The following is a 21,440-nucleotide window of genomic DNA, read 5'->3' as shown; positions in this document are numbered from 1 at the left end:
GTTTGGAGCAATTTTTATATACTCTTCTTCAACTGTTGGAGACAAAGTTAGCGGACAAGTTGTAATCAATGTTCCGTCTAATTTTGTTGCTATTGTATAATAAGTTCCATTCAAAGCACCATTTTCTTTAAAGTATTGAGAAGTTTGACCAGGAACTAAAACACCATCCTTGTACCAGCTGTAAGACATAAAATTCTTAGAACTGTTATCAAAGAAAATAACATCTTCAAATTGTTTTCTAATCAAGTTTGGTTGGCTATTTACTACTGGTAAAACGACCTCCGGAGCTGCATTGTAATTAATAGTACCTTCTTGTGAAGCTGTTATTGTTGCAGAACCATAATTCTCGAAGTTTACCACGTCATTTGAAATAGTTGCAACATTAGTGTTTGAAGAGGTGTAATTTACAGCTAATCCACTATTAGAAACCGCTGTCAAAACCAGACTGGTTTCCCCATCACAACCTAATCCTAAACTTTGATTCCAGGTAATTATTTGATCTGCTTTAGTAATACTAAAATTAGCCCCAGTATAAGTTATAATATAATTTATACCTGCACTTAAAGTACCTTGTGTGATGGCATAAGATCCCACATTTTCACCAGCATCTCTTGTCAAAGCTCCTGTAAAAGTATCTCCGCTAACTAAAGCAGGAGAAACTGTATAAGTATAAACCGGATTTGCAGTTCCATATACTTTGGTTTGAGAAGCATCAGCAGTTACTGTAATTGGTTTGGCTGTAATAGCAAAATCTGTACTTGCATAACTAATGGTATAGTTAGAACCTGCACTTAAAGTACCTTGTGTGATGGCATAATTTCCAATATTCTCTCCAGCAGTTCTTGTCAATGCTCCTGTAAAAGTATCTCCGCTAATTAAAGCAGGCGAAACAGAATAAGTATAAACCGGATTAGCAGTTCCATATACTTTGGTTTGAGAAGCATCAGCAGTTACTGTAATTGGTTTAGCTGTAATAGTAAAATCCTTACTTACATAACTAATAGTATAGTTAGAACCTGCACTTAAAGTACCTTGTGTAATAGCATAATTTCCAATATTTTCACCAGCAGTTCTTGTTAGCGTTCCAGTGAATACATCACTATTTACTAAACTAGGAGTAACAGTGTAAGTTAAAGTTGGATCGTTTTCTCCGTACACTTTTGTTTGTGCCGCATCAGCAGTTACCGTAATTGGTTTTGCAGTGATGGCAAAATCTTTACTTACATAACTAATAGTATAGTTAGAACCTGCACTTAAAGTACCTTGTGTGATGGTATAATTTCCAATGTTTTCTCCAGCAGTTCTTGTTAGCGTTCCAGTGAATACATCACTATTTACTAAACTAGGAGTAACAGTGTAAGTTAAAGTTGGATCGTTTTCTCCGTAAACTTTTGTTTGTAAAGCATCGGCAGTTACTGTAATAGGTTTGGCTGTAACAGCAAAATCTTTACTTACATAACTAATGGTATAGTTAGAACCTGCACTTAAAGTACCTTGTGTGATGGCATAATTTCCAATATTCTCTCCAGCAGTTCTTGTCAATGCTCCTGTAAAAGTATCTCCACTAACTAAAGCAGGCGAAACTGTATAAGTATAAACCGGATTAGCAGTTCCATATACTTTGGTTTGAGAAGCATCAGCAGTTACTGTAATTGGTTTGGCTGTAACAGCAAAATCTTTACTTACATAACTAATGGTATAGTTAGAACCTGCACTCAAAGTACCTTGTGTGATCGCATAATTTCCAATATTCTCTCCAGCAGTTCTTGTCAATGCTCCTGTAAAAGTATCTCCGCTAATTAAAGCAGGCGAAACAGAATAAGTATAAACCGGATTAGCAGTTCCATATACTTTGGTTTGAGAAGCATCAGCAGTTACTGTAATTGGTTTGGCTGTAACAGCAAAATCTTTACTTACATAACTAATGGTATAGTTAGAACCTGCACTCAAAGTACCTTGTGTGATCGCATAATTTCCAATATTCTCTCCAGCAGTTCTTGTCAATGCTCCTGTAAAAGTATCTCCGCTAATTAAAGCAGGCGAAACAGAATAAGTATAAACCGGATTTGCAGTTCCATATACTTTGGTTTGTAAAGCGTCTGCAGTTACTGTAATTGGTTTTGCAGTGATGGCAAAATTTTTAGTAACATAACTAATGGTATAGTTAGAACCAGCACTTAAAGTACCTTGTGTGATGGTATAATTTCCAATGTTTTCTCCAGCAGTTCTTGTTAGCGTTCCAGTGAATACATCACTATTTACTAAACTAGGAGTAACAGTGTAAGTTAAAGTTGGATCGTTTTCTCCGTAGACTTTAGTTTGTGCCTCATCAGCAGTTACTGTTATAGGTTTGGCTGTAATAGCAAAATCTTTACTTACATAACTGATGGTATAGTTAGAACCTGCACTTAAAGTACCTTGTGTGATAGCATAATTTCCAATATTTTCTCCAGCATCTCTAGTTAGCGTTCCAGTGAATACATCACTATTTACTAAACTAGGAGTAACAGTGTAAGTTAAAGTTGGATCGTTTTCTCCGTACACTTTAGTTTGTGATGCATCAGCAATTACTGTAATTGGTTTGGCTGTGATAGTGAAATCTTTACTTACATAACTGATGGTATAGTTAGAACCTGCACTTAAAGTACCTTGTGTGATAGCATAATTTCCAATATTTTCTCCAGCATCTCTAGTTAGCGTTCCAGTGAATACATCACTATTTACTAAACTAGGAGTAACAGTGTAAGTTAAAGTTGGATCGTTTTCTCCGTACACTTTAGTTTGTGATGCATCAGCAATTACTGTAATTGGTTTGGCTGTGATAGTGAAATCTTTAGCAACATAAGTAATGTTGTAGTTTGTACCTGCACTTAAAGTACCTTGTGTAATAGCATAATTTCCAATGTTTTCTCCAGCATCTCTTGTTAAAGTTCCAGTGAATACATCACTATTTACTAAACTAGGAGTAACAGTGTAAGTTAAAGTTGGATCGTTTTCTCCGTACACTTTAGTTTGTGCAGCGTCTACAGTTACTGTTATAGGTTTTGCTGTAATAGCAAAATCTTTACTTACATAATTAATGGTATAGTTAGAACCTGCACTTAAAGTACCTTGTGTGATGGCATAATTCCCAATATTTTCACCAGCATCTCTTGTCAGAGCTCCTGTAAAAGTATCTCCACTAACTAAAGCAGGCGAAACTGTATAAGTATAAACCGGATTAGCAGTTCCATATACTTTTGTTTGTGAAGCGTCTGCAGTTACTGTGATTGGAATTTTAACTAAATGTCTAGTGCTCTCAACTGCTGAACCAAAATCAGTCCCATCTCTTGGTGTTACTTCAAAGCTAATGTATTTACCTCCATCTGCCGTAACTAAAGTGTAACTGTTCGATGTTGCATTTGCGATAGCTGCTTTGTTAAGCCCTGCATTGTCATCAGAACGGTACCATTTAAAAGTACTTCCGCTTTCTGTATCGTTTTCTACATCATTATAGGTGTAAATGCCTGTTAAGATTTGTCCCACGTTTGGCGTACCGTTAATGGCTAATGCCGTTGCGCTTGGCGCATCGTTTACCGCAGTGATATTGATATTGATAGTACCTTCAGTGCTTTTCGCTCCGCCAGTTCCTGTGTTACCATTATCATTAACTGTAAGAGTTATAGTTGCTGCATTAGTACCGTTGGCATTGGCTGTAGGTACATACCAAATATTAGAAGGAATATTAAAATAAGTATTAAGGTCACTTAAAGTACCAGTAAAGTTGGGATTAGCAGTTAATTGTCCGCTTAGTGTAACTCCTGTTCCAGCAGCAAGATTAAATATTCCAGATGATGCATTTAGTGTTACTGTTATCTCATTTGAGCCTGCATCTGTATCAGAGAAAGAGATGCCAGTAAGGTTCAATTCGGCTTCCTGCTGGTCTTCCGTAAATGTTAAAGTAGTTGGAAGTCCACTAATTAAAGGAGCGTCGTTTACTGCTTCCCCACTAGTTGTAAAACTCACCTCATTTCCATAACTCGTACCCACGCTGTTAATGGCATAGGTTCTTACATAATAAGTCGTTCCAGCAGTTAGTCCGTTAATAGTTTCTGAGAAAGTACCAGTTCCAGTTCCGTCTTGTACTTTGGTATTGGAAGTAGTAGGATTGGCAGCAGTTCCATACACAAAGCCACGCTCGGTTACTGAAGCTCCACCATCGGCTGTTACATTACTGCTGAAAGTAGCTCCGGTTGCTGTGATGTCTGAAACAGTTGTTGTAGTTACCACTGCTGGAATAGCATTTACAGTCATCATTAATGAATTTGAACTTAATACTGCTGTAGTAAATCGATCAATCTCTGCATTATAGTTTTGAGTAACCTCTGAGGACGATAAAGTTTTATTGTAAACTCTTATTAATCCCATATCTCCTTTCAATGGATGTTGACCCGCTGTTTGCCCGTCTCCTATTAAATAATTCGTAATAGAAGAAAGCGTACTGATACCTTCATTTTGGGTTGCAACTTCTGCACCATCTAAATAAACTCTGGTGGTAATATTTCCCGATTCAATTCCTGCAGTATAAACGATATGATGCCAAACACTTTCAGAAACCAATATACCCGAATTTCTATCTGCATAATGTCCCATATCCCAAAATAAATTTCCAGAAGGGTCAACACCTAAACGATAATGAAGATTAGGCGTTGAGAACCAAAATTGATGACCGCTATTTGTCCGTTTTACCCAAGTCTCTACTGATAGTGCATTGTTAGATGTAATATTCCAATTGTTTACAGCACTGCTTTGAATTGTCGTATTACTGTTTCCCTGAAAGTTAAAACTACCAGCTCCTGTAATAGAAGAATAAGAAGTCGCTAAAGTAGGAGGCAACGTTACGTTATTGTTATTGGTGCTAATATCTGTCCAAGTTGTTCCGGAACCAGAATAACTAGACTGATCTCCAGCATTCAAATGTAAAACCAAATTTGAGTTTACGATGCTTCCCGTATCAGCTGACAATTCTACTCCTATAATATCTCCATTTACCAAATCTGAAGTAGTATAAGTAGCATTGGTTGCTCCTGGAATCACCATTCCATTTTTCTTCCACAGGTATTTTGTAGCAGAAGTGCCGGATGGTGTTGCTGTAAAGGTTACTGAAGTACCTGAAGATATTGTATTATCTGTTGCGGTAGAGGATAATGTTAAATCTGGAGTTGATGTAGTAAAACTCACTTGACTGCCATAACTCGTACCAGCACTATTTATCGCATAGGCTCTTACATAATAAGTTGTTTCAGCAGTTAGTCCTGTAATATTTTCTGTGAAAGTTCCTGTTCCAGTTCCGTCTTGTACTTTGGTATTGGCAGTAGTAGGATTGGCAGCAGTTCCATACACAAATCCTCGTTCAGTTACTGAAGCTCCTCCGTCTGCGGTTACTTCTCCACTAAAAGTAGCTCCTGTTGCGGTGATACCTGAGGCAGTTGTGGTGGTCACCGTGGGTACTTCAGGTAAATTAATGGTAATACTAAACGTCTGGTTGTTCAGCTCCCCTCCATTGGGATCACTTACCTTAAATACAAAGCTATCTGCGCTCTGATTCGCAATAGTATTCTTATAACTGAATCGTTCACCGTCAATTTCTTCTGCGGTGAAAGTGGAATTTTCAATCAGTTCTACCTCTCCAGCATCAACTAGGAAATTTTGGTTTGAATCTATAAACAAAACACCGTGTGACACTGCTGAAGTAATAGTAAATGTAATATCAGAGGCTACAAATGTTTCGTCATAAGAAATATTTAGGTCACCTGAACCGATAAATTGAGTTGTTCCTTGATTTAAGGTTAATCCATTGTTCACATTTATTGTAAGAGGTATGGTGGGAGCATTCGTCTCAAAACTCACCTGGCTTCCATAACTCGTACCCACACTGTTAATAGCGTAGGCACGCACATAATAAGTCGTTCCAGCAGTTAGTCCAGTAATGGCTTCTGAGAAAGTTCCAGTTCCTGTTGCGTCATCCTGTACTTTGGTATTTGCCGTTGTTGGGTTAGTTGTTGTTGCATATACAAAACCACGCTCAGAAACTGTTGCTCCTCCGTCTGCGGTTACTTCTCCACTGAAAGTAGCTCCTGTAGCTGTGATAGCAGTGGCTGCAGAAGTGGTTACGGTTGGGGCTGTATTTGAAACTGGCTCTATTGGAGTTATCTGTGGTCCACCAACCCAGTTAGATGTAGAACCATTTAGGGTAAAATTGCTTAAGGTAGCCGTTGTCCCGTTTCCAGTTAACTCTGGTAAGCTGGTTACTGCTGTGTTATTCCCATTTGCTGTTCCCTGATTAAAATTGTAATAACGTACTAAACCAGAGGAAGAAGGAGATACTTCTGTATCTTTCTGTGCTTGAATTTGTACTTGGGTTTTAGCAAAATTCCAGATACGGAGTTCGTCCAATGTAAAGCCATTTATTCCGTAAGTTCCTCCTATTGTTAGATTGCTGGTTGGTAAAACTGCCCCGTCGTATACCTGAGTTCTTATTAAAACACCATCGTAGTAAAAGCTAATAGATGTGCCGTTGGATGTGATGGCATAATGCCTCCATGTAGCTTGTTGAGTAGGAGAAATATCGCCATCATCTACACCGTTAGCCCAAGCCGAAAAGGTGGTTGCATTGGATGCAGAAGGAGTGATAGCAAGGGTTTGTGTACCATAATCAGTACCGACGTCATAATTATCCATGTATACTCCGGTTTCAAATCCGGAATTCTGCCAATAAATTCCCTGATATCGCTTGCTATTATCAATAGGAGACTGATACTGAGATTTTAGCCAGAATTCTATGGTAAAACTTGTTGGGGAAATACCAGATAGATTAGTAATAGTCGCATCGCTGTCAAAATGAAGCGCATTATTTGATGAAGGGTTTACAGCTGATGAAGTTGTAAAACTCACCTCATTTCCATAGCTTGTTCCTACACTGTTAATAGCGTAGGCACGCACATAATAAGTCGTTCCAGCAGTTAGTCCAGTAATGGCTTCTGAGAAAGTTCCAGTTCCTGTTCCGTCATCCTGTACTTTGGTATTTGCCGTTGTTGGGTTAGTTGTTGTTGCATATACAAAACCACGCTCAGAAACTGTTGCTCCTCCGTCTGCGGTTACTTCTCCACTGAAAGTAGCTCCTGTAGCTGTGATGGCAGTGGCTGCAGAAGTGGTTACCGTTGGAGCTGATAAAGTAGCTGTTTCTAAATTTTCTACTTCAATATCGTCCAATTCAAAAAATGCTCCATTTACAGGTGCAGTAATTGTAACTGAACTTACTCCTTTAAAATAAGACGCATTAGCATGTGCTGCCAGATCAATCGGTGTCAGGTTACCTGATTCATCCAGTGGAATAGCTACTACGATACTACCTTTATTGGTAGCAAAAGTAAAATTTGAAGAAGCTCCTCCAGTTGGTCCCTGATTTGAAAATTGAAGTTTATTCAAATCAAAAATATTTCCGGACGCTATACTTAAAGTAATTTCTGTTTCTTTTTCTGGTGTACCGAAATAGACTCCTTCTGTGCCATTTTGTGCCCAACCCTGATCTGTGGATTTAGAAACATTTCCTGTTACCACATTAATTGAAAAATCAGCAGTAACCCCATTTTGATCAATTGTCAAAGTTTTGGTATCCCATCCGGTATAGGTACCTGATGCAGGTTCAAAGTCGATAAGAGTTGTAGTAGTATTTACGGGCAGTGGTTTGATATCAGTAATCTCAAAATCATTATAGGTAATAAAAGCATTTCCTACGAGTTTGAAAGAAACCACATCATTGGCACTGGTTAGATAAGAATTAAATTCTTTGTACGATTCAATTCCTGTGAGGCTGTAGGTTTTAGAATCAGTAGAACCATTGATAAAAGTTAGTGTAATGGTTATATCTACTGGGTCTGTAGGTGAAACATGGTATTTGAATGCACCCATATCAAAGGAATAGCCCGGAGCGTCAATGGTAAGCGTGGTGCCGCTACCTTCGAAAATATTTCCATCCAATGCATACAAGCCTAAAAAGCCATAATTTTCTTGAATATCAATGTAATTGTTGGTTGCGGCGGGAGAGAAATTAAATGTTGCTCCACTTAAGGTTTTTGTAAACGGTCCCTCATTGCTGGCTGGAATATCTGCTGCCGTGATAAATTGGCCTGTGAGTGTCGTAAAACTTACCTCATTTCCATAACTTGTTCCCGCACTGTTGATGGCATAGGTTCTTACATAATAAGTCGTTCCGGCAGTTAGTCCTGTGATGTTTTCCGTGAAAGCTCCAGTTCCTGTTCCGTCATCCTGTACTTTGGTATTTGCCGTTGTTGGATTGGCAGCAGCTCCATAAACAAATCCTCGTTCAGTTACTGTTGCTCCGCCGTCTGCGGTTACGTTTCCGCTGAAAGTGGCTTCAGTGGCAGTTATACCTGACGGCGTAGCTGTAGTTACGGACGCTAATGAACTTCCCGAACCCATTGTAATTACCAATTCTGGTTTGTTTGTAGCATTTTCTCGAGAATAAACAGCCACATAAGATTCATTAACATCACTTTTTCCATTCAAAACCAGCGAAACTACCTTGTCGCCATTTATTTCAGATTGCACAAATGATTTTACATCAATTTCGATCCAACCGCTCCCAGTTACATTTACTTGACCCAAAGTCACGTCTTTTGAGGGTACTGTACTAGTAGATTCTATCCAAGAATCATCATTTGAACCAAAAGCTTTTATATAGGCTGGATCTAAACCAGTGGGGAATTGATGGATAAAATCGATGTAGAGTCTAAGTTTTGCATTTTCCACGGTTCCTGAAATTTCCGCAGGAATCACAAACTTCATGAATCCTTGCATGAAACCGGAACCATTAACGTCATCGTTTCCAATAAAAAGAGTAGTAGCAGTTGGATTATTACCATAAAAATCAATGGCTGAATCCATAATAGGATTAATTTGTGCATTAGTGTTTGTCGAAAAAACGCAAAGCAACCACATTAACATAAAAGTAAAGTTTTTCATAAGCAGACGGGGTTTTATTTGTAATAAATTTGTAGTCAAATATATTACAAATAAAACCAAAAAAACATCTTTTAATCCGTTTTTTTTGCATTTCATCGACTTTTTTTAATGTTTTGTTAAAATTACATTGCAGGTTTATTTATAAATAAATAACAATATTTATTTTATAAATTCAGAAGTTTTGTGGAATTTAATTCCTTGGTCTTGTTGACTTTGTAAAATTATTGAAGAGTTTGTTTTGTATCTTTTAACTTGTTAAATAAAATTAAAAAGATATAAAAAAAAGCCCGTTTTATTTAAAACGGACTTTTTTGCTTGTAGCGAAGACGGGAGTTGAACCCGTGACCTCAGGGTTATGAATCCTGCGCTCTAACCAACTGAGCTACCTCGCCAAATGTTCAGGATAATACTGTTCCTGATTGCGGGTGCAAAGATAGAAATAAAATTAAAAGGTGCAAGTATAAAATGAAGAAAAAAAATATTTTTAAAAACGTTTTTTTTTAGACATTATATTCTATATATTCGAAAAAAAAATAAATCTGCCTCTATGGATGTTAAAGTACGTTACGAAATTGAGTTTCCTATAAATTCTTCGCCGCAATTATTATATCAATATATTTCTACTCCTTCCGGTTTGTCTGAATGGTTTGCTGATGATGTAAACTCCAGAGGAGAATTTTTTACTTTTATCTGGAATGATTCGGAAGAAAAAGCAAGATTAGCTTCTAAAAAATCAGGAGAAAAAGTAAAGTTCAAATGGGTAGATGCAGCAGGAAAAGATACAGACTATTTCTTTGAATTACATATTCTGGTTGATGAATTAACTAAGGATGTGTCTTTAATGGTGGTTGATTTTGCTGAAGAAGAAGAACTTGAAGAAGCTTCCCAACTATGGGAAAACCAAATTTCTGATTTGAAACATCTGTTAGGTTCTGTGTAGTTAAATTCTATTTTATCACTTATATTTGCCCTGAACAAAATTCAGGGCTTTTTTTATGATTAATTTTAATGGAACTTTAGCAACACAAGATTCAAATGTACTAACACAAAATCGAGGATTTTTATATGGAGATGCGGTTTTTGAAACAGTTAAAATTGTAAATGCCAAAGTACTGTATTTAGAAGATCATTATTTTAGATTAATGGCTTCCATGAGAGTGGTGAGAATGGAAATTCCAATGAATTTTACCATGGAATACTTTGAGGAACAATTGATTTCTCTGACCAATCAATTAGCTATATCTCGTTCGGCAAGAGCGCGAATTACCGTTTTCAGGAATGATGGTGGCTATTATTTGCCTACTGATAATACCGTTAGTTTTCTAATTCACGCAACAGCTTTAGATGCTGTTTCTTATTCTTTTGATGAAAAAGAGTATGAAGTAGATTTATTTAAAGATTTTTATATAACCAGGCAATTGTTGTCTTCTATCAAAACAACTAATCGTATTCTGAATGTTGCTGCAAGCATTTTTGCCAGTGAAAATGATTTGGACAATTGTTTGTTATTAAACGACAGTAAAAATGTGGTGGAAGCTATTCAGGGAAATGTTTTTATGCTGATAGGTCATAAACTGATTACACCTCCGGTTGCTGAAGGATGTCTTAATGGTGTGATGCGAAAACAGATTTTAAAATTAGCTAAAACGATAGAAGGAATTGAAGTGGTTGAAGAAGCTATTTCTCCATTTGAACTTCAAAAAGCCGATGAATTATTTGTTACCAATGTGATAAAAGGGATTCAGCCTATAACAAAATATAGAAAAAAGAATTTTAAAGTAAATGTTTCAAAGCAGCTGATTTCAAAATTAAATGAAATCATTACTGTTGCTTAATTCAAATAGGGGTTTTCAGGAGCATTTGACCAAATAAGATAATCTCCTCCTAATTCCATAATCTGTTCTTTCCAGAAATGGGTTGACGATTTACCAATAATTTTATTTTTATAATTATTAGAGGTAATGATCCATGAATTAGCTTCCATCTCTGATTGTAGCTGGCTTTCTGACCATCCCGTATAACCCAGGAAAAAACGAATATTATTTTTATTTATTTTTCCGTTATTGATAAGCTCTTTAGTCGATTCAAAATCACCGCCCCAGTAAATCCCGTTAGAAATTTCGATGCTATTGGGAATTAAATCGGGTACATTATGTATAAAATAAAGATTATCTTGTTCTACCGGGCCACCATTGTAAATTTTTAAACGAGAATCAATATCAGGGATTAAATCGTTTATAGTATATTTCAATGGTTTATTGATTATAAAACCTACTGATCCGTCTTTGTCATGATCAGCCAATAAAATCACAGATCTATTGAATGACAAATCTCCAATTATAGAAGGTTCAGCAATAAGCAATTGTCCTTTTATTAATGTTTCTGAAATCATGATTGTTCTAGTTTTTATTAAATTTAAGAAAAAAAAATAAAAAACACCAAACATATTCGTTAAAAAGCATAAAAAAACCCTCAAATGAGGGTTTTTTATATGGATAAGATTTGAAACTAATTCTTAGTTTACAGCTCCTTCTAATTCAGCTCCAGCTTTAAATTTTACAACGTTTTTAGCTGCGATTTGAATTGTTTTACCAGTTTGAGGATTTCTTCCGTCTCTAGCAGCTCTTGGAGAAACTGACCAAGATCCGAAACCTACTAAAGATACTTTTCCACCTTTTTTCAAAGTACCACCTACATTTCCTAAAAATGATTCTAAAGCTAATTTTGCAGCAGCTTTAGTAATTCCTGCGTCAGCAGCGATAGCATCGATTAATTCTGATTTGTTCATAATAAAAGTTATTAATTGTTGGTTAAAAATAAAATTGTTATACACAAATTTAGCAGTAAATACAGACCTCGCAAGTGTTTTTAAGGATTTTACGGTATTTTGTTGATAACTTATTTTTTTTGTTCATAACCTTGTGGTTTTTGAATTGTTTTTACGATTTATTGCCTATTTTGTTGGCTTAAGATGCTTTTGCTTCTTCAGAAAAACTGACTCCGTTGAGTAATTCGGCTGTTGTCATTCTCTTTTTACCCGGAAATTGCAGACTTAGCAATTGAATAAAACCATCTTTTGCCGCAACTTTTAATTCTTTTTTAGAACTAATTATTGTTCCCTCAGGGTAATTGTGGTTTTCTTCAATCAATCGGGATTCGTATATTTTGACATTCCATTCCTGATTTTTATCTGAAAAAATACACCAGGATGCTGGGTAAGGACTCAAACCTCTTATCAGGTTATGGATTTCTAAGCCCGGTTTTGTCCAGTCTATTTTACAATTCTCTTTGTTGAGTTTGTAAGCTGTTTTAATATCAGCACTTTCAGTTTGGATAGTGGTATTAACTTGTCCTTTTTCTATTAAGTCCAAAGTTTCAATTACGGTATTGCTGCCCAGGTTCATTAAACGGTCATGAAGTTGACCAGCATTTTCATTCGAATCAATTTCTGTTTCGGCACTTAAAATCATGGCGCCGGTATCTATTTTATCATCAATGAAAAAAGTAGTAACTCCTGTTTTAGTTTCTCCGTTGATAATGGCCCAGTTTATGGGTGCAGCACCACGATAATTGGGCAGGAGAGAGGCGTGAAGGTTAAAAGTGCCTAAAGCCGGCATTTCCCAAACTACTTTGGGCAACATTCTAAAGGCAACCACAATTTGTAAATTAGCATTAAGGGCTTTTAATTCTGCCAGAAAAGATTCGTCTTTTAAGTTAGTGGGCTGTAGTAAATTTAAATTATTAGCTAAAGCATATTCTTTTACAGCTGAATATTTTATTTTTTGTCCGCGACCGGCAGGCTTGTCGGCGGCAGTTATAACTCCTGCTATTTCGTAATTATTTTTTAATATAGTATCCAGGATTCCCACTGCAAAGTCAGGAGTTCCCATGAAAACGATTCGTAATTTTTCCATTATTTTATGCTGTATTTATTATTGGTCAGGATTAGAATATGTTTGTTTTCTAATAATTCCTGAAGTGCAAAGATAACATCGTTAGAAGGATTATTGAGCTTAATTTGAATTTCTCTCGAACTTAAATCGGCTGTTTTTAATAATGCGATAATTTGCTCTGACAGCGAAATTTTAGTTCCTTTTTTTGCTTTTTGACTAATACAATAAGAGCAAATTCCGCAATTAGTACTTTTTTCTTCTCCAAAGTAGGCTAAGATTTGTTTGCTTTTGCAAATACTATCTTCCTTTATATAATTTAAAACCGACTCCAGTTGTTCTTTTTTAAGTTGGTTTTGATGTTTGAGATATTTGGCTACCCGGTTAATAGTTCTTTCGTCTTCGCGAATTTCATTAAAAACTAATGTGGTGTCATTATTTTTAGAATGATACTCTACAATTCCTTTTTCTTTTAGTTTTTCTAAAACGGTTTGTACTTCTATTTCAGAATGTTTTGACTTTCGGGCAATTAGCGACAGATTAAAATTAGTCTGGATATCATAAATTCCGGGATAACTTCTTAAAATAGCCAGAATAATTTCTTCGTCATTAGGATTCAGGCTGGTGTATCGAATCACTTCCTTTGAAGGAATGATAAATTGCAGGCTTATTTTTTCTGAAAATTCTTGTGACAAACTAATAATTCCTTGTCGGTCTAAAAACTGAATGGCATTATAGGTTTTTAAAACCGGAAACTTATAGCGTACACAAAACTGATTTAAATTAAAAGAATATTGCTCGTTGATGCCTTCTCCGTATGCAATTTGAAAATAATTACAGATTTTGATAAAAACCTCCAACAGGAATTTTTTATCAGGCAAAACATAAATAAACTGATTCTCGGCCTGAGCAATATCCGAAGGACTTGTTAGTAAAACAGCGAAGGCTTTTTCTTCATTTCTTCCGGCACGACCCGCTTCCTGATAATAATTCTCCATGTTTTCAGGCAGTTGAATATGGATTACCGTTTTTACATTGGCTTTATCAATTCCCATCCCAAAAGCATTTGTGGCGATCATAACCTGAACTTCTTCTTCCATCCAAAGTTTCATGTTTTTCTCTTTTTCTTTGGTCGAAAGCCCGCCATGATAGTAAGTGGCTTTAAATCCCAGAGAATTCAGTTGGGCTGCGGTATCTAAACAAGCTTTTCTGTTGCGTACATATATTATGGAAGGCTGCGGATTTTTGCTTAAAATTTGCTGTATTCTAAATAGTTTGTCCTCAATTTCAAAAACCATGTAAGCAATATTTTTTCTTTCGAAAGATTTTTCGAAACATTGCGGATGTTGTAACCCCAGTTCTGTAATAATATCTTCTTTTACTCTGGGTGTTGCTGTGGCTGTCAATGCCAGAAAAGGAACTTTAGGGAAATGTGTTTTTAAATTGGAAATTTTTAGATAAGCAGGACGAAAATCATGTCCCCATTGCGACACACAATGCGCTTCATCAATGGCAATGAGGTTGATGGGAAGGGTTTTTATCCGGTCTAAAATCCACTCTGATTGTAAGCGTTCGGGTGATAAATAAAGAAATTTATAATTCCCAAACTGACAATTGTCCAATAAATCAATTAATTCGTCTGATTTTATGCCGCCGGTAAGTGCAATCGCTTTGATATTGCGTTTTTGTAAGTTGGCAACCTGATCTTTCATTAAAGCAACAAGCGGAGAAATTACTAAGCAGATTCCTTTTTGCATTAGCGCCGGAATTTGGAAACATACTGATTTTCCGCCACCGGTGGGCATGAGTGCAAAGGTATCCTGACCGCTTAAAACAGCTTTGATAATCTCTTCCTGCGGTTCTCTGAAATGATCGTGATTCCAGTATTTTTTTAGAATTTGTAAAGCTTCAGACATGCAATTGAGGAAAAGTTAATTCGGTTTATCGTAAAACGAATGATTTTATGAAATGAATTTTAAATTCGAAAAAAAACCTGTTTTTACAACAAACTTACTCAAACTAATTTAGATTTTGAAAAATGTAGCGAATCAAAATATGATTTTGCTAAATTTCATATTCCATAATTCTTATTTTAGAATTGAAACCGTATATTTGCTTTTATTTTTAAAGACAAAATGGATAAGAAAACCGAAGAATTTTTTGATAGATTAAAAGGCGAATTAGAAAAAAGCAATACCTGGCCGGCTATATATTTGTTTAAATTTATTGTTCCTACTGATAATGAGAAAATAAAACAGGTAGAACTTGCTTTCGATGGTTTGGGTGCGGTTATAAAAACAACGCAGTCTAAAACCGGTAAATTTACAAGTGTTTCTGTTGATGTTCAAATGGAAAATCCTCAGGCAATTATAGATAAGTATATCGAAGTCTCTACTATCGAAGGAATTATTTCGTTATAATTTTAAAAAAAAGCAATTCAGACAAAGTGTTTTTGTTAAAGCTTCCAAAAAAACAAATATGAATCAGAAATATATAAAAGAAAATGCGAATGATGTAGTTCATCATTTAGAATATAATGCCGAAAGATCGCATTTGATTATTCCTGAATACGGACGTCATTTACAAAAACTAATAGATCAGGCAACTGAAATAGAAGATGCCGAAACAAGAAATAAAGCTGCAAAATATATCATTCAGGTTATGGGAACCTTAAATCCCCATTTGCGTGATGTGCCTGATTTTCAGCATAAATTATGGGATCAGCTTTTTATCATGTCTGATTTTAAATTAGATGTAGATTCACCATATCCTATTCCATCTCGTGAAGTGTTACAGTTAAGACCAGATGTTCTTAATTATCCACAAAATTTCCCTAAATACCGCTATTACGGAAACAATATCAAATACATGATTGATGTTGCTAACAAATGGGAAGAAGGAGAGATGAAAAGCGCGTTAGTCAAAGTAATCGCTAATCATATGAAAAAATCCTATTTAAGCTGGAATAAGGATACCGTGAAGGATGATGTGATTTTTGAACATTTGTATGAGCTATCAGGCGGAAAACTAAATTTATTACAAAGTTCAGAAGAGCTGATTAATACAAGTGATTTATTGCGTACCAATAAAAGAATGTCCAACAAGATTTCTGCTCCGGGACAGCCTAAAATCCAAAGTAATAAAAACATGAAAGGAACTAAGGTGAAACAGTTTTCTAAAAATAACAATACTAAAAACAATCAAAAAAATCAATAAAGTTATTAAGCAGCTAAGTTGCTAAGTTGGAATTATAATTTAATAAAACTTAGAACCTTAGAATCTCAGTGACTCAGAACCTTAAAAAAAGAATATGGGAATTTTTAAAATTGAAGGAGGAATCCGTTTAAAAGGAGAAATTACTCCGCAAGGCGCTAAAAATGAAGCTTTACAGATTTTATGTGCTGTACTTTTAACTGCTGAAAAAGTTACAATCAACAATATTCCCGATATTATTGATATAAATAAACTCATTACACTTTTAGGAAATCTGGGTGTTAAAATTGAAAAAATAGCTCCGGGATCTTTTACATTTCAGGCAGATGAAGTAAATGTAGGATACCTGGAAACCGAAGCTTTCAAAAAAGAAGGTGGTGCTTTAAGAGGTTCTATCATGATTGTTGGTCCGCTTTTGGCTCGTTTTGGAAAAGGATATATTCCAAAACCGGGAGGAGATAAAATAGGCAGAAGAAGATTAGATACACATTTTGAAGGTTTTATTAACCTTGGAGCAAAATTCAGATACAACAGAGAAGACCATTTTTATGGTGTAGAATCTCCGGAAGGCGGTTTAAAAGGAACTGATATGCTTCTGGATGAAGCTTCGGTAACCGGAACGGCTAACATTGTTATGGCTGCTGTTTTAGCAAAAGGAACGACGACCGTTTATAATGCTGCGTGTGAACCTTATTTGCAACAGCTTTGTAAAATGTTAAACTCTATGGGAGCTAAGATTACAGGTGTAGGTTCTAATTTATTAACCATTGAAGGAGTAGCAACTTTAGGAGGTTGTGAGCATCGCATTCTTCCGGATATGATTGAAATAGGTTCCTGGATTGGTCTTGCTGCAATGACCAGAAGTGAGCTTACTATAAAAAATGTGAGCTGGGATAATTTAGGACTGATTCCTAATACATTCAGAAAATTAGGGATTACCTTAGAACGTCGTGGAGATGATATTTATATCCCTACACACGAAAACGGATATGAGGTAAAAACCGATATTGATGGTTCTATTTTAACTATTGCCGATGCACCTTGGCCTGGATTTACACCGGATTTATTAAGTATTGTTTTAGTGGTAGCCACTCAGGCAAAAGGAGATGTGTTGATTCATCAGAAAATGTTTGAAAGCCGTTTATTTTTCGTAGACAAACTAATCGATATGGGAGCAAAAATCATGTTGTGTGATCCGCACAGAGCGGTGGTAATAGGACATGATTTTAAATCAACTCTTAAAGCAACAACAATGTCTTCTCCTGATATTCGTGCAGGAATTTCTTTATTGATTGCTGCGCTTTCTGCAAAAGGAACCAGTACGATACAAAATATTGAACAAATTGACCGAGGATACGAGCGTATTGATGAACGACTGAGAGCGATTGGAGCTAAAATTGTTCGTGTTGAATAATACACTAAATGAGTAAAGAACAACAAGCCATAAGAGCCACTTACTTTAGCATTATAGGAAATACCTGCTTAGCCATTATTAAAGGTTTAGCAGGTTTTTTTGGCAATTCGTATGCCTTAATTGCTGACGCAATTGAATCTACAACTGATATTTTTGCTTCTCTCTTAGTTTTATTTGGCATCAAATATTCCAACAGACCTGCCGATGATAATCATCCTTACGGACACGGTCGTGCCGAACCTTTAATTACTTTTCTGGTAGTTGGTTTTTTGATTACTTCGGCAACAATTATTGCTTATGAAAGTATTCGTAATATACAAACACCTCATGACCTGCCTCAATCATGGACATTAATAATTTTAGGAGCCATAATTATCTGGAAAGAATATTCTTTTCAATTGGTAATGAAACGAAGTATAGAGACCAATAGTTCTGCTTTAAAAGCGGATGCCTGGCACCACAGGAGTGATGCAATTACTTCGGTTGCAGCTTTTATTGGGATTACAATTGCTCTGGTTCTTGGAAAAGGCTATGAATCGGCTGATGACTGGGCGGCTCTTTTTGCCTCCTGCTTTATTCTTTATAATAGCTATTTGATATTCAGACCCGCTTTAAGCGAAATCATGGACGAACATCTTTATGATGATTTAATCGAGCATATTAGAACCGTAGCAATCCGTGTAGAAGGAATAATTGATACAGAGAAATGTTTTATACGTAAATCAGGTATGAAGTATCATGTAGATTTGCATGCCATTGTAAATGCTGAAATTTCAGTAAAGCAGGGACATCAGTTGGCACATAAGTTAAAAGATACGTTACGAAAAGAAATTCCTGAACTGGGTCATGTTCTGATTCATATAGAACCTGATGATGAATAATTAATTCCAGAAAACTATATAAAAAAACGAGTCAATTTTATTATTTGACTCGTTTTTTTTATTTGCTAATTTGTATAATTCGTGGCTAAAATAAATGTCGCATTAATCTAATATGACTGTCCGTTTCTTATACTAATTATAGAGGATGGCACACAGATGAAACGGATTTTAACGGATTATCGCAGATTATAATTATAAAAAGCTATGAAAAATCCGTTTTTATCTGTTCAATCAGTGTTATCTGTGGCCTATTTTTTTTAGTCCGCTATGCGGACAGTAGTATAATCAAATATTATAGAAAGGATTGTATTGCTAAATCGTAGCTTTTTAAACCAAAACCTAATACAACTCCTTTAGCATTTCCGGAAATATAAGACTGATGTCTGAAACTTTCTCTTGAAAAGGTATTCGAAATATGTACTTCCACAACCGGAGTGGTAATTCCTTTAACAGCATCCCCAATCCCCACCGAAGTATGAGTATAGGCTCCGGCATTCAGGATAATTCCATCATAGGAAAAACCATATTCCTGTATTTTGTCGATTAGTTCTCCTTCAATATTGCTTTGATAATAAGTAAATTCAATCGATGGGAATTTCTTTTTGATGTCTTCAAAATACTCTTCAAAAGTTAAACTTCCGTAGATTTCTGGTTCGCGTTTTCCTAATAAGTTGAGATTAGGTCCGTTTATAATGCTAATTTTCATTTTTATCTTTTTGTAAAAATAAAAAAACCGTTTCGTTAAAAAAATAACGAGACGGTTTTTATTGTATTTTCTAATTTTTTTTTAGAACATAATTCCGGCAGATAGTTGGAATGTTGAATTTTTAATATCAGCATCTTTAGAAACTTCAGTTAAACCAAGACCATAGCGAGCTTGAATGAACAAGTTTTTAGTGACATTTAATCCTAAACCACCCACAGCAGCAAATTCAAAAGTTTTTGCATCTTCTACATCAAAGTCGTTTCTTTCGCTTAATAAGAAGGAAGCTTGTGGCCCCACTTCTAAACTTAAGCTTTTGCTTAAATAAATTTTAGCCAAAACAGGAATAGAAAGGTAGCCTAACTCATTCTTAAATTCCTCTACAGCGTTTTTATAAGTTGCTCCCTGTGTAGAATATAAAAGCTCTGGCTGAATAGCAAAGTTTTCAATTAATTTAATTTCAGAAACCAGACCGGCATGATAACTTGTGATTCCTTCTTTGTTAACATCGGGAAAATCATCTCCATATTGATTGGCAAAATTGGCTCCTCCTTTAATACCAAAACGGATAGATTGAGCTTGTAATACTGTTGCCATGCTAAAAAGCATAAGTGCAACTAAGATGGGTTTTTTCATAAAATGTTCAATTTATATTAATAATCGATTTGAGTACGCAATATATAACTCTATAATTATTTCGTTATTATATAATTCTTAATTAATGTTTCATTTTTTTATTTTTATTAAACACTAAAGAAAGAATTAGATTGTTAATTATAGTGAGTTATTTAGCTTTGTAAAAATCACTATTTTTAGTGATGAATTGATTTTTAAGTTGTTGTAATTCAGTTGTTTGTTCAGATAATATTTTTTTGTTTTTATTTTTGATTTAGTAAATTATTAACATGAAATTAGATTATTTGTGTTAAAAAAATTAGGTTTGTTATCGAATTTTAACAAATATTAAAAATGAAAAAAATTATTTTGTCTGCCTTAGCAGTATTCGCATTCGCATTGACTAATGCACAAGAAACTAAATTTGGTTTGAAAGCAGGTTTGAATATCGCAAATCAAAAATTTGAAGCACAAGGAAGTTCTGTTACTGCTAATTCAATATTAGGAATACAATTTGGAGGTTTTGCAGAAATTAATGTGAGCGAAAAGTTTGCTATTCAGCCCGAAGTTTTATTTTCAACAGAAGGGTCTAAGTTAAAGGCGGAGGGAACGAATGTTACTTTTAATTTGGCATATATTAATATTCCAGTAATGGCTAAATTTTACCCTGTTGAAAAATTTAGTCTTCAAGCAGGTCCTCAATTGGGTATGTTAGTATCTGCTAAAGGTGAAGTAAATGGAGGAAATAAAGAAGATATTAAAGAAGGATATAAATCAATAAACTTTGGTCTTAATTTGGGAGCAGGTTATGAATTTACAGATAACTTATTGGTTGATTTAAGATATAATTTTGGTTTATCTGATATTGCAGAAAATAATGAAGAAGGGCTTAAAATGACAGGTTCCGTTTTTTCTATAGCATTAGGTTATAAATTCTAATCCGTTTATCATAGATATTTAAAAAAGACTATTCGAAAGAATGGTCTTTTTTTGTACTAAAACAATTTTTTTAAAAATGATGTTCATAGTATTGTTGATAAGTTTTTAACAGGATTTAGTTTTGGTTTTTAGTGTTTTCCTAATTTTATCTTAATAAATTACTAATTTAATAATTGTAAACTATGAAAAAAATCATTTTAACAGCCGCAGCACTATTTGCTTTTGGATTTGCAAATGCGCAAAGTGGGTCTTTCAAATTAGGAGCTCATGTAGGATTGCCTACTGGAGACATTAAAGATTTTAGTTCAGTTAATTTAGGTGCTGATGTGTCTTATACCTGGAGTGTAGCTGAAGGGCTGGATGTTGGTATTGCTACAGGTTATTCTAATTATTTAGGTAAGACAGTTGATGTAGAAGGATTTGGAAGTTTTAAAGCAGAGGATTCAGGATTTGTTCCAATTGCTGCTACCGGACAAATTACTCTGACTAATAATTTGTTTGTTGGTGCTGATTTAGGTTACGCTATTTTTACAGGAAGTGATAATGGTAGTGATGGAGGTTTTTATTATCAGCCTAAGTTTGGTTACCAAATGAATGTTACTGGAATCTATGTTTCCTATAAAGGAATTTCAGTTGATGGTGCAACTTTTTCTTCTGTTAATTTAGGAGTTAACTTTAAATTGTAAAAAAAAAATATTTTTAATCAAAACCTCTTCTGAAAAGGAGAGGTTTTTTTATGCGTATAAATATCGTTTATTTGT

15 protein-coding genes and 1 tRNA gene are annotated in these 21,440 nt (G+C 35.1%); 8 read left to right on the top strand and 8 right to left on the bottom strand.

The window, feature by feature from the left end:
• Both BUB89_RS10845 and BUB89_RS10840 read right to left on the bottom strand, forming a co-directional pair.
• Nucleotides 1-9,024, bottom strand: a 9,024-nt coding sequence (locus BUB89_RS10845; protein ID WP_159434575.1) for an MBG domain-containing protein, incomplete at its 3' end; no start/stop codon positions are given.
• Nucleotides 9,025-9,342: 318 nt separating this feature from the next.
• Nucleotides 9,343-9,416, bottom strand: a tRNA-Met gene (locus BUB89_RS10840).
• A 155-nt stretch (nucleotides 9,417-9,571) separates the two neighbouring features.
• Between BUB89_RS10840 and BUB89_RS10835 the strand changes: the two genes are divergently transcribed.
• A complete protein-coding gene (locus BUB89_RS10835; protein WP_073244920.1) occupies nucleotides 9,572-9,964 on the top strand; it encodes an START-like domain-containing protein in 393 nt (130 codons plus the stop codon).
• A 55-nt stretch (nucleotides 9,965-10,019) separates the two neighbouring features.
• Nucleotides 10,020-10,859, top strand: a complete 840-nt coding sequence (locus tag BUB89_RS10830) for an aminotransferase class IV (protein WP_073244918.1) — start codon at nucleotides 10,020-10,022, stop codon at nucleotides 10,857-10,859.
• On the opposite strand, the gene BUB89_RS10825 is transcribed toward BUB89_RS10830, so the two are convergent.
• The 4 genes from BUB89_RS10825 to BUB89_RS10810 form a co-directional block, all read right to left on the bottom strand.
• Entirely contained in the window at nucleotides 10,856-11,416 is a 561-nt protein-coding gene (locus tag BUB89_RS10825) for a YqgE/AlgH family protein (RefSeq protein ID WP_073244955.1), read from the bottom strand. The genes BUB89_RS10830 and BUB89_RS10825 overlap by 4 nt on opposite strands.
• 123 nt (nucleotides 11,417-11,539) lie before the next feature.
• Nucleotides 11,540-11,812 (bottom strand): HU family DNA-binding protein, encoded by a 273-nt coding sequence (locus BUB89_RS10820; protein WP_071183513.1) that lies wholly within the window; start codon nucleotides 11,810-11,812, stop codon nucleotides 11,540-11,542.
• 178 nt (nucleotides 11,813-11,990) lie between these two features.
• Nucleotides 11,991-12,938, bottom strand: a complete 948-nt coding sequence (gene fmt, locus BUB89_RS10815; RefSeq protein ID WP_073244916.1) for a methionyl-tRNA formyltransferase — start codon at nucleotides 12,936-12,938, stop codon at nucleotides 11,991-11,993.
• On the bottom strand, nucleotides 12,938-14,830 hold the full coding sequence (locus tag BUB89_RS10810; protein WP_073244914.1) for a RecQ family ATP-dependent DNA helicase: 1,893 nt from the start codon (nucleotides 14,828-14,830) through the stop codon (nucleotides 12,938-12,940). The genes fmt and BUB89_RS10810 overlap by 1 nt, the downstream gene beginning before the upstream one ends.
• Nucleotides 14,831-15,049: 219 nt before the next feature.
• On the opposite strand from BUB89_RS10810, the gene BUB89_RS10805 reads away from it, so the two are divergent.
• The 4 genes from BUB89_RS10805 (at nucleotide 15,050) to BUB89_RS10790 (ending at nucleotide 18,422) form a co-directional block, all read left to right on the top strand.
• On the top strand, nucleotides 15,050-15,334 hold the full coding sequence (locus tag BUB89_RS10805) for a DUF493 family protein (RefSeq protein ID WP_073244912.1): 285 nt from the start codon (nucleotides 15,050-15,052) through the stop codon (nucleotides 15,332-15,334).
• A gap of 58 nt (nucleotides 15,335-15,392) precedes the next feature.
• The gene (locus BUB89_RS10800) at nucleotides 15,393-16,130 is read left to right on the top strand and encodes a DUF4290 domain-containing protein (RefSeq protein WP_073244910.1); all 738 of its coding nucleotides are present in this window, start codon (nucleotides 15,393-15,395) and stop codon (nucleotides 16,128-16,130) included.
• 94 nt (nucleotides 16,131-16,224) lie between these two features.
• The gene (murA, locus tag BUB89_RS10795) at nucleotides 16,225-17,541 is read left to right on the top strand and encodes a UDP-N-acetylglucosamine 1-carboxyvinyltransferase (protein WP_073244908.1); all 1,317 of its coding nucleotides are present in this window, start codon (nucleotides 16,225-16,227) and stop codon (nucleotides 17,539-17,541) included.
• Between the two features lie 8 nt (nucleotides 17,542-17,549).
• Nucleotides 17,550-18,422 carry a cation diffusion facilitator family transporter gene (locus tag BUB89_RS10790; RefSeq protein WP_073244906.1) on the top strand — a complete coding sequence of 291 codons (873 nt, stop codon included), beginning with the start codon at nucleotides 17,550-17,552 and terminating at the stop codon, nucleotides 18,420-18,422.
• A gap of 292 nt (nucleotides 18,423-18,714) precedes the next feature.
• Here BUB89_RS10790 and aroQ read toward each other — a convergent pair whose 3' ends face one another.
• Nucleotides 18,715-19,128 carry a type II 3-dehydroquinate dehydratase gene (aroQ, locus tag BUB89_RS10785; protein ID WP_073244904.1) on the bottom strand — a complete coding sequence of 138 codons (414 nt, stop codon included), beginning with the start codon at nucleotides 19,126-19,128 and terminating at the stop codon, nucleotides 18,715-18,717.
• Between the two features lie 81 nt (nucleotides 19,129-19,209).
• Entirely contained in the window at nucleotides 19,210-19,761 is a 552-nt protein-coding gene (locus tag BUB89_RS10780) for a porin family protein (protein ID WP_073244903.1), read from the bottom strand.
• Nucleotides 19,762-20,094: 333 nt separating this feature from the next.
• Between BUB89_RS10780 and BUB89_RS10775 the strand changes: the two genes are divergently transcribed.
• Both BUB89_RS10775 and BUB89_RS10770 read left to right on the top strand, forming a co-directional pair.
• A complete protein-coding gene (locus BUB89_RS10775) occupies nucleotides 20,095-20,679 on the top strand; it encodes a porin family protein (RefSeq protein ID WP_073244901.1) in 585 nt (194 codons plus the stop codon).
• A 182-nt stretch (nucleotides 20,680-20,861) separates the two neighbouring features.
• Complete coding sequence (locus tag BUB89_RS10770; protein ID WP_073244899.1) at nucleotides 20,862-21,365, top strand: hypothetical protein; 504 nt, start codon at nucleotides 20,862-20,864, stop codon at nucleotides 21,363-21,365.
• Nucleotides 21,366-21,440: the final 75 nt, after the last annotated feature.

This window comes from Flavobacterium flevense, assembly GCF_900142775.1.
Taxonomy (GTDB): domain Bacteria; phylum Bacteroidota; class Bacteroidia; order Flavobacteriales; family Flavobacteriaceae; genus Flavobacterium; species Flavobacterium flevense.
Note: the sequence above shows the minus strand (reverse complement) of the source record. Positions and strands in the feature narration are given on the sequence as shown.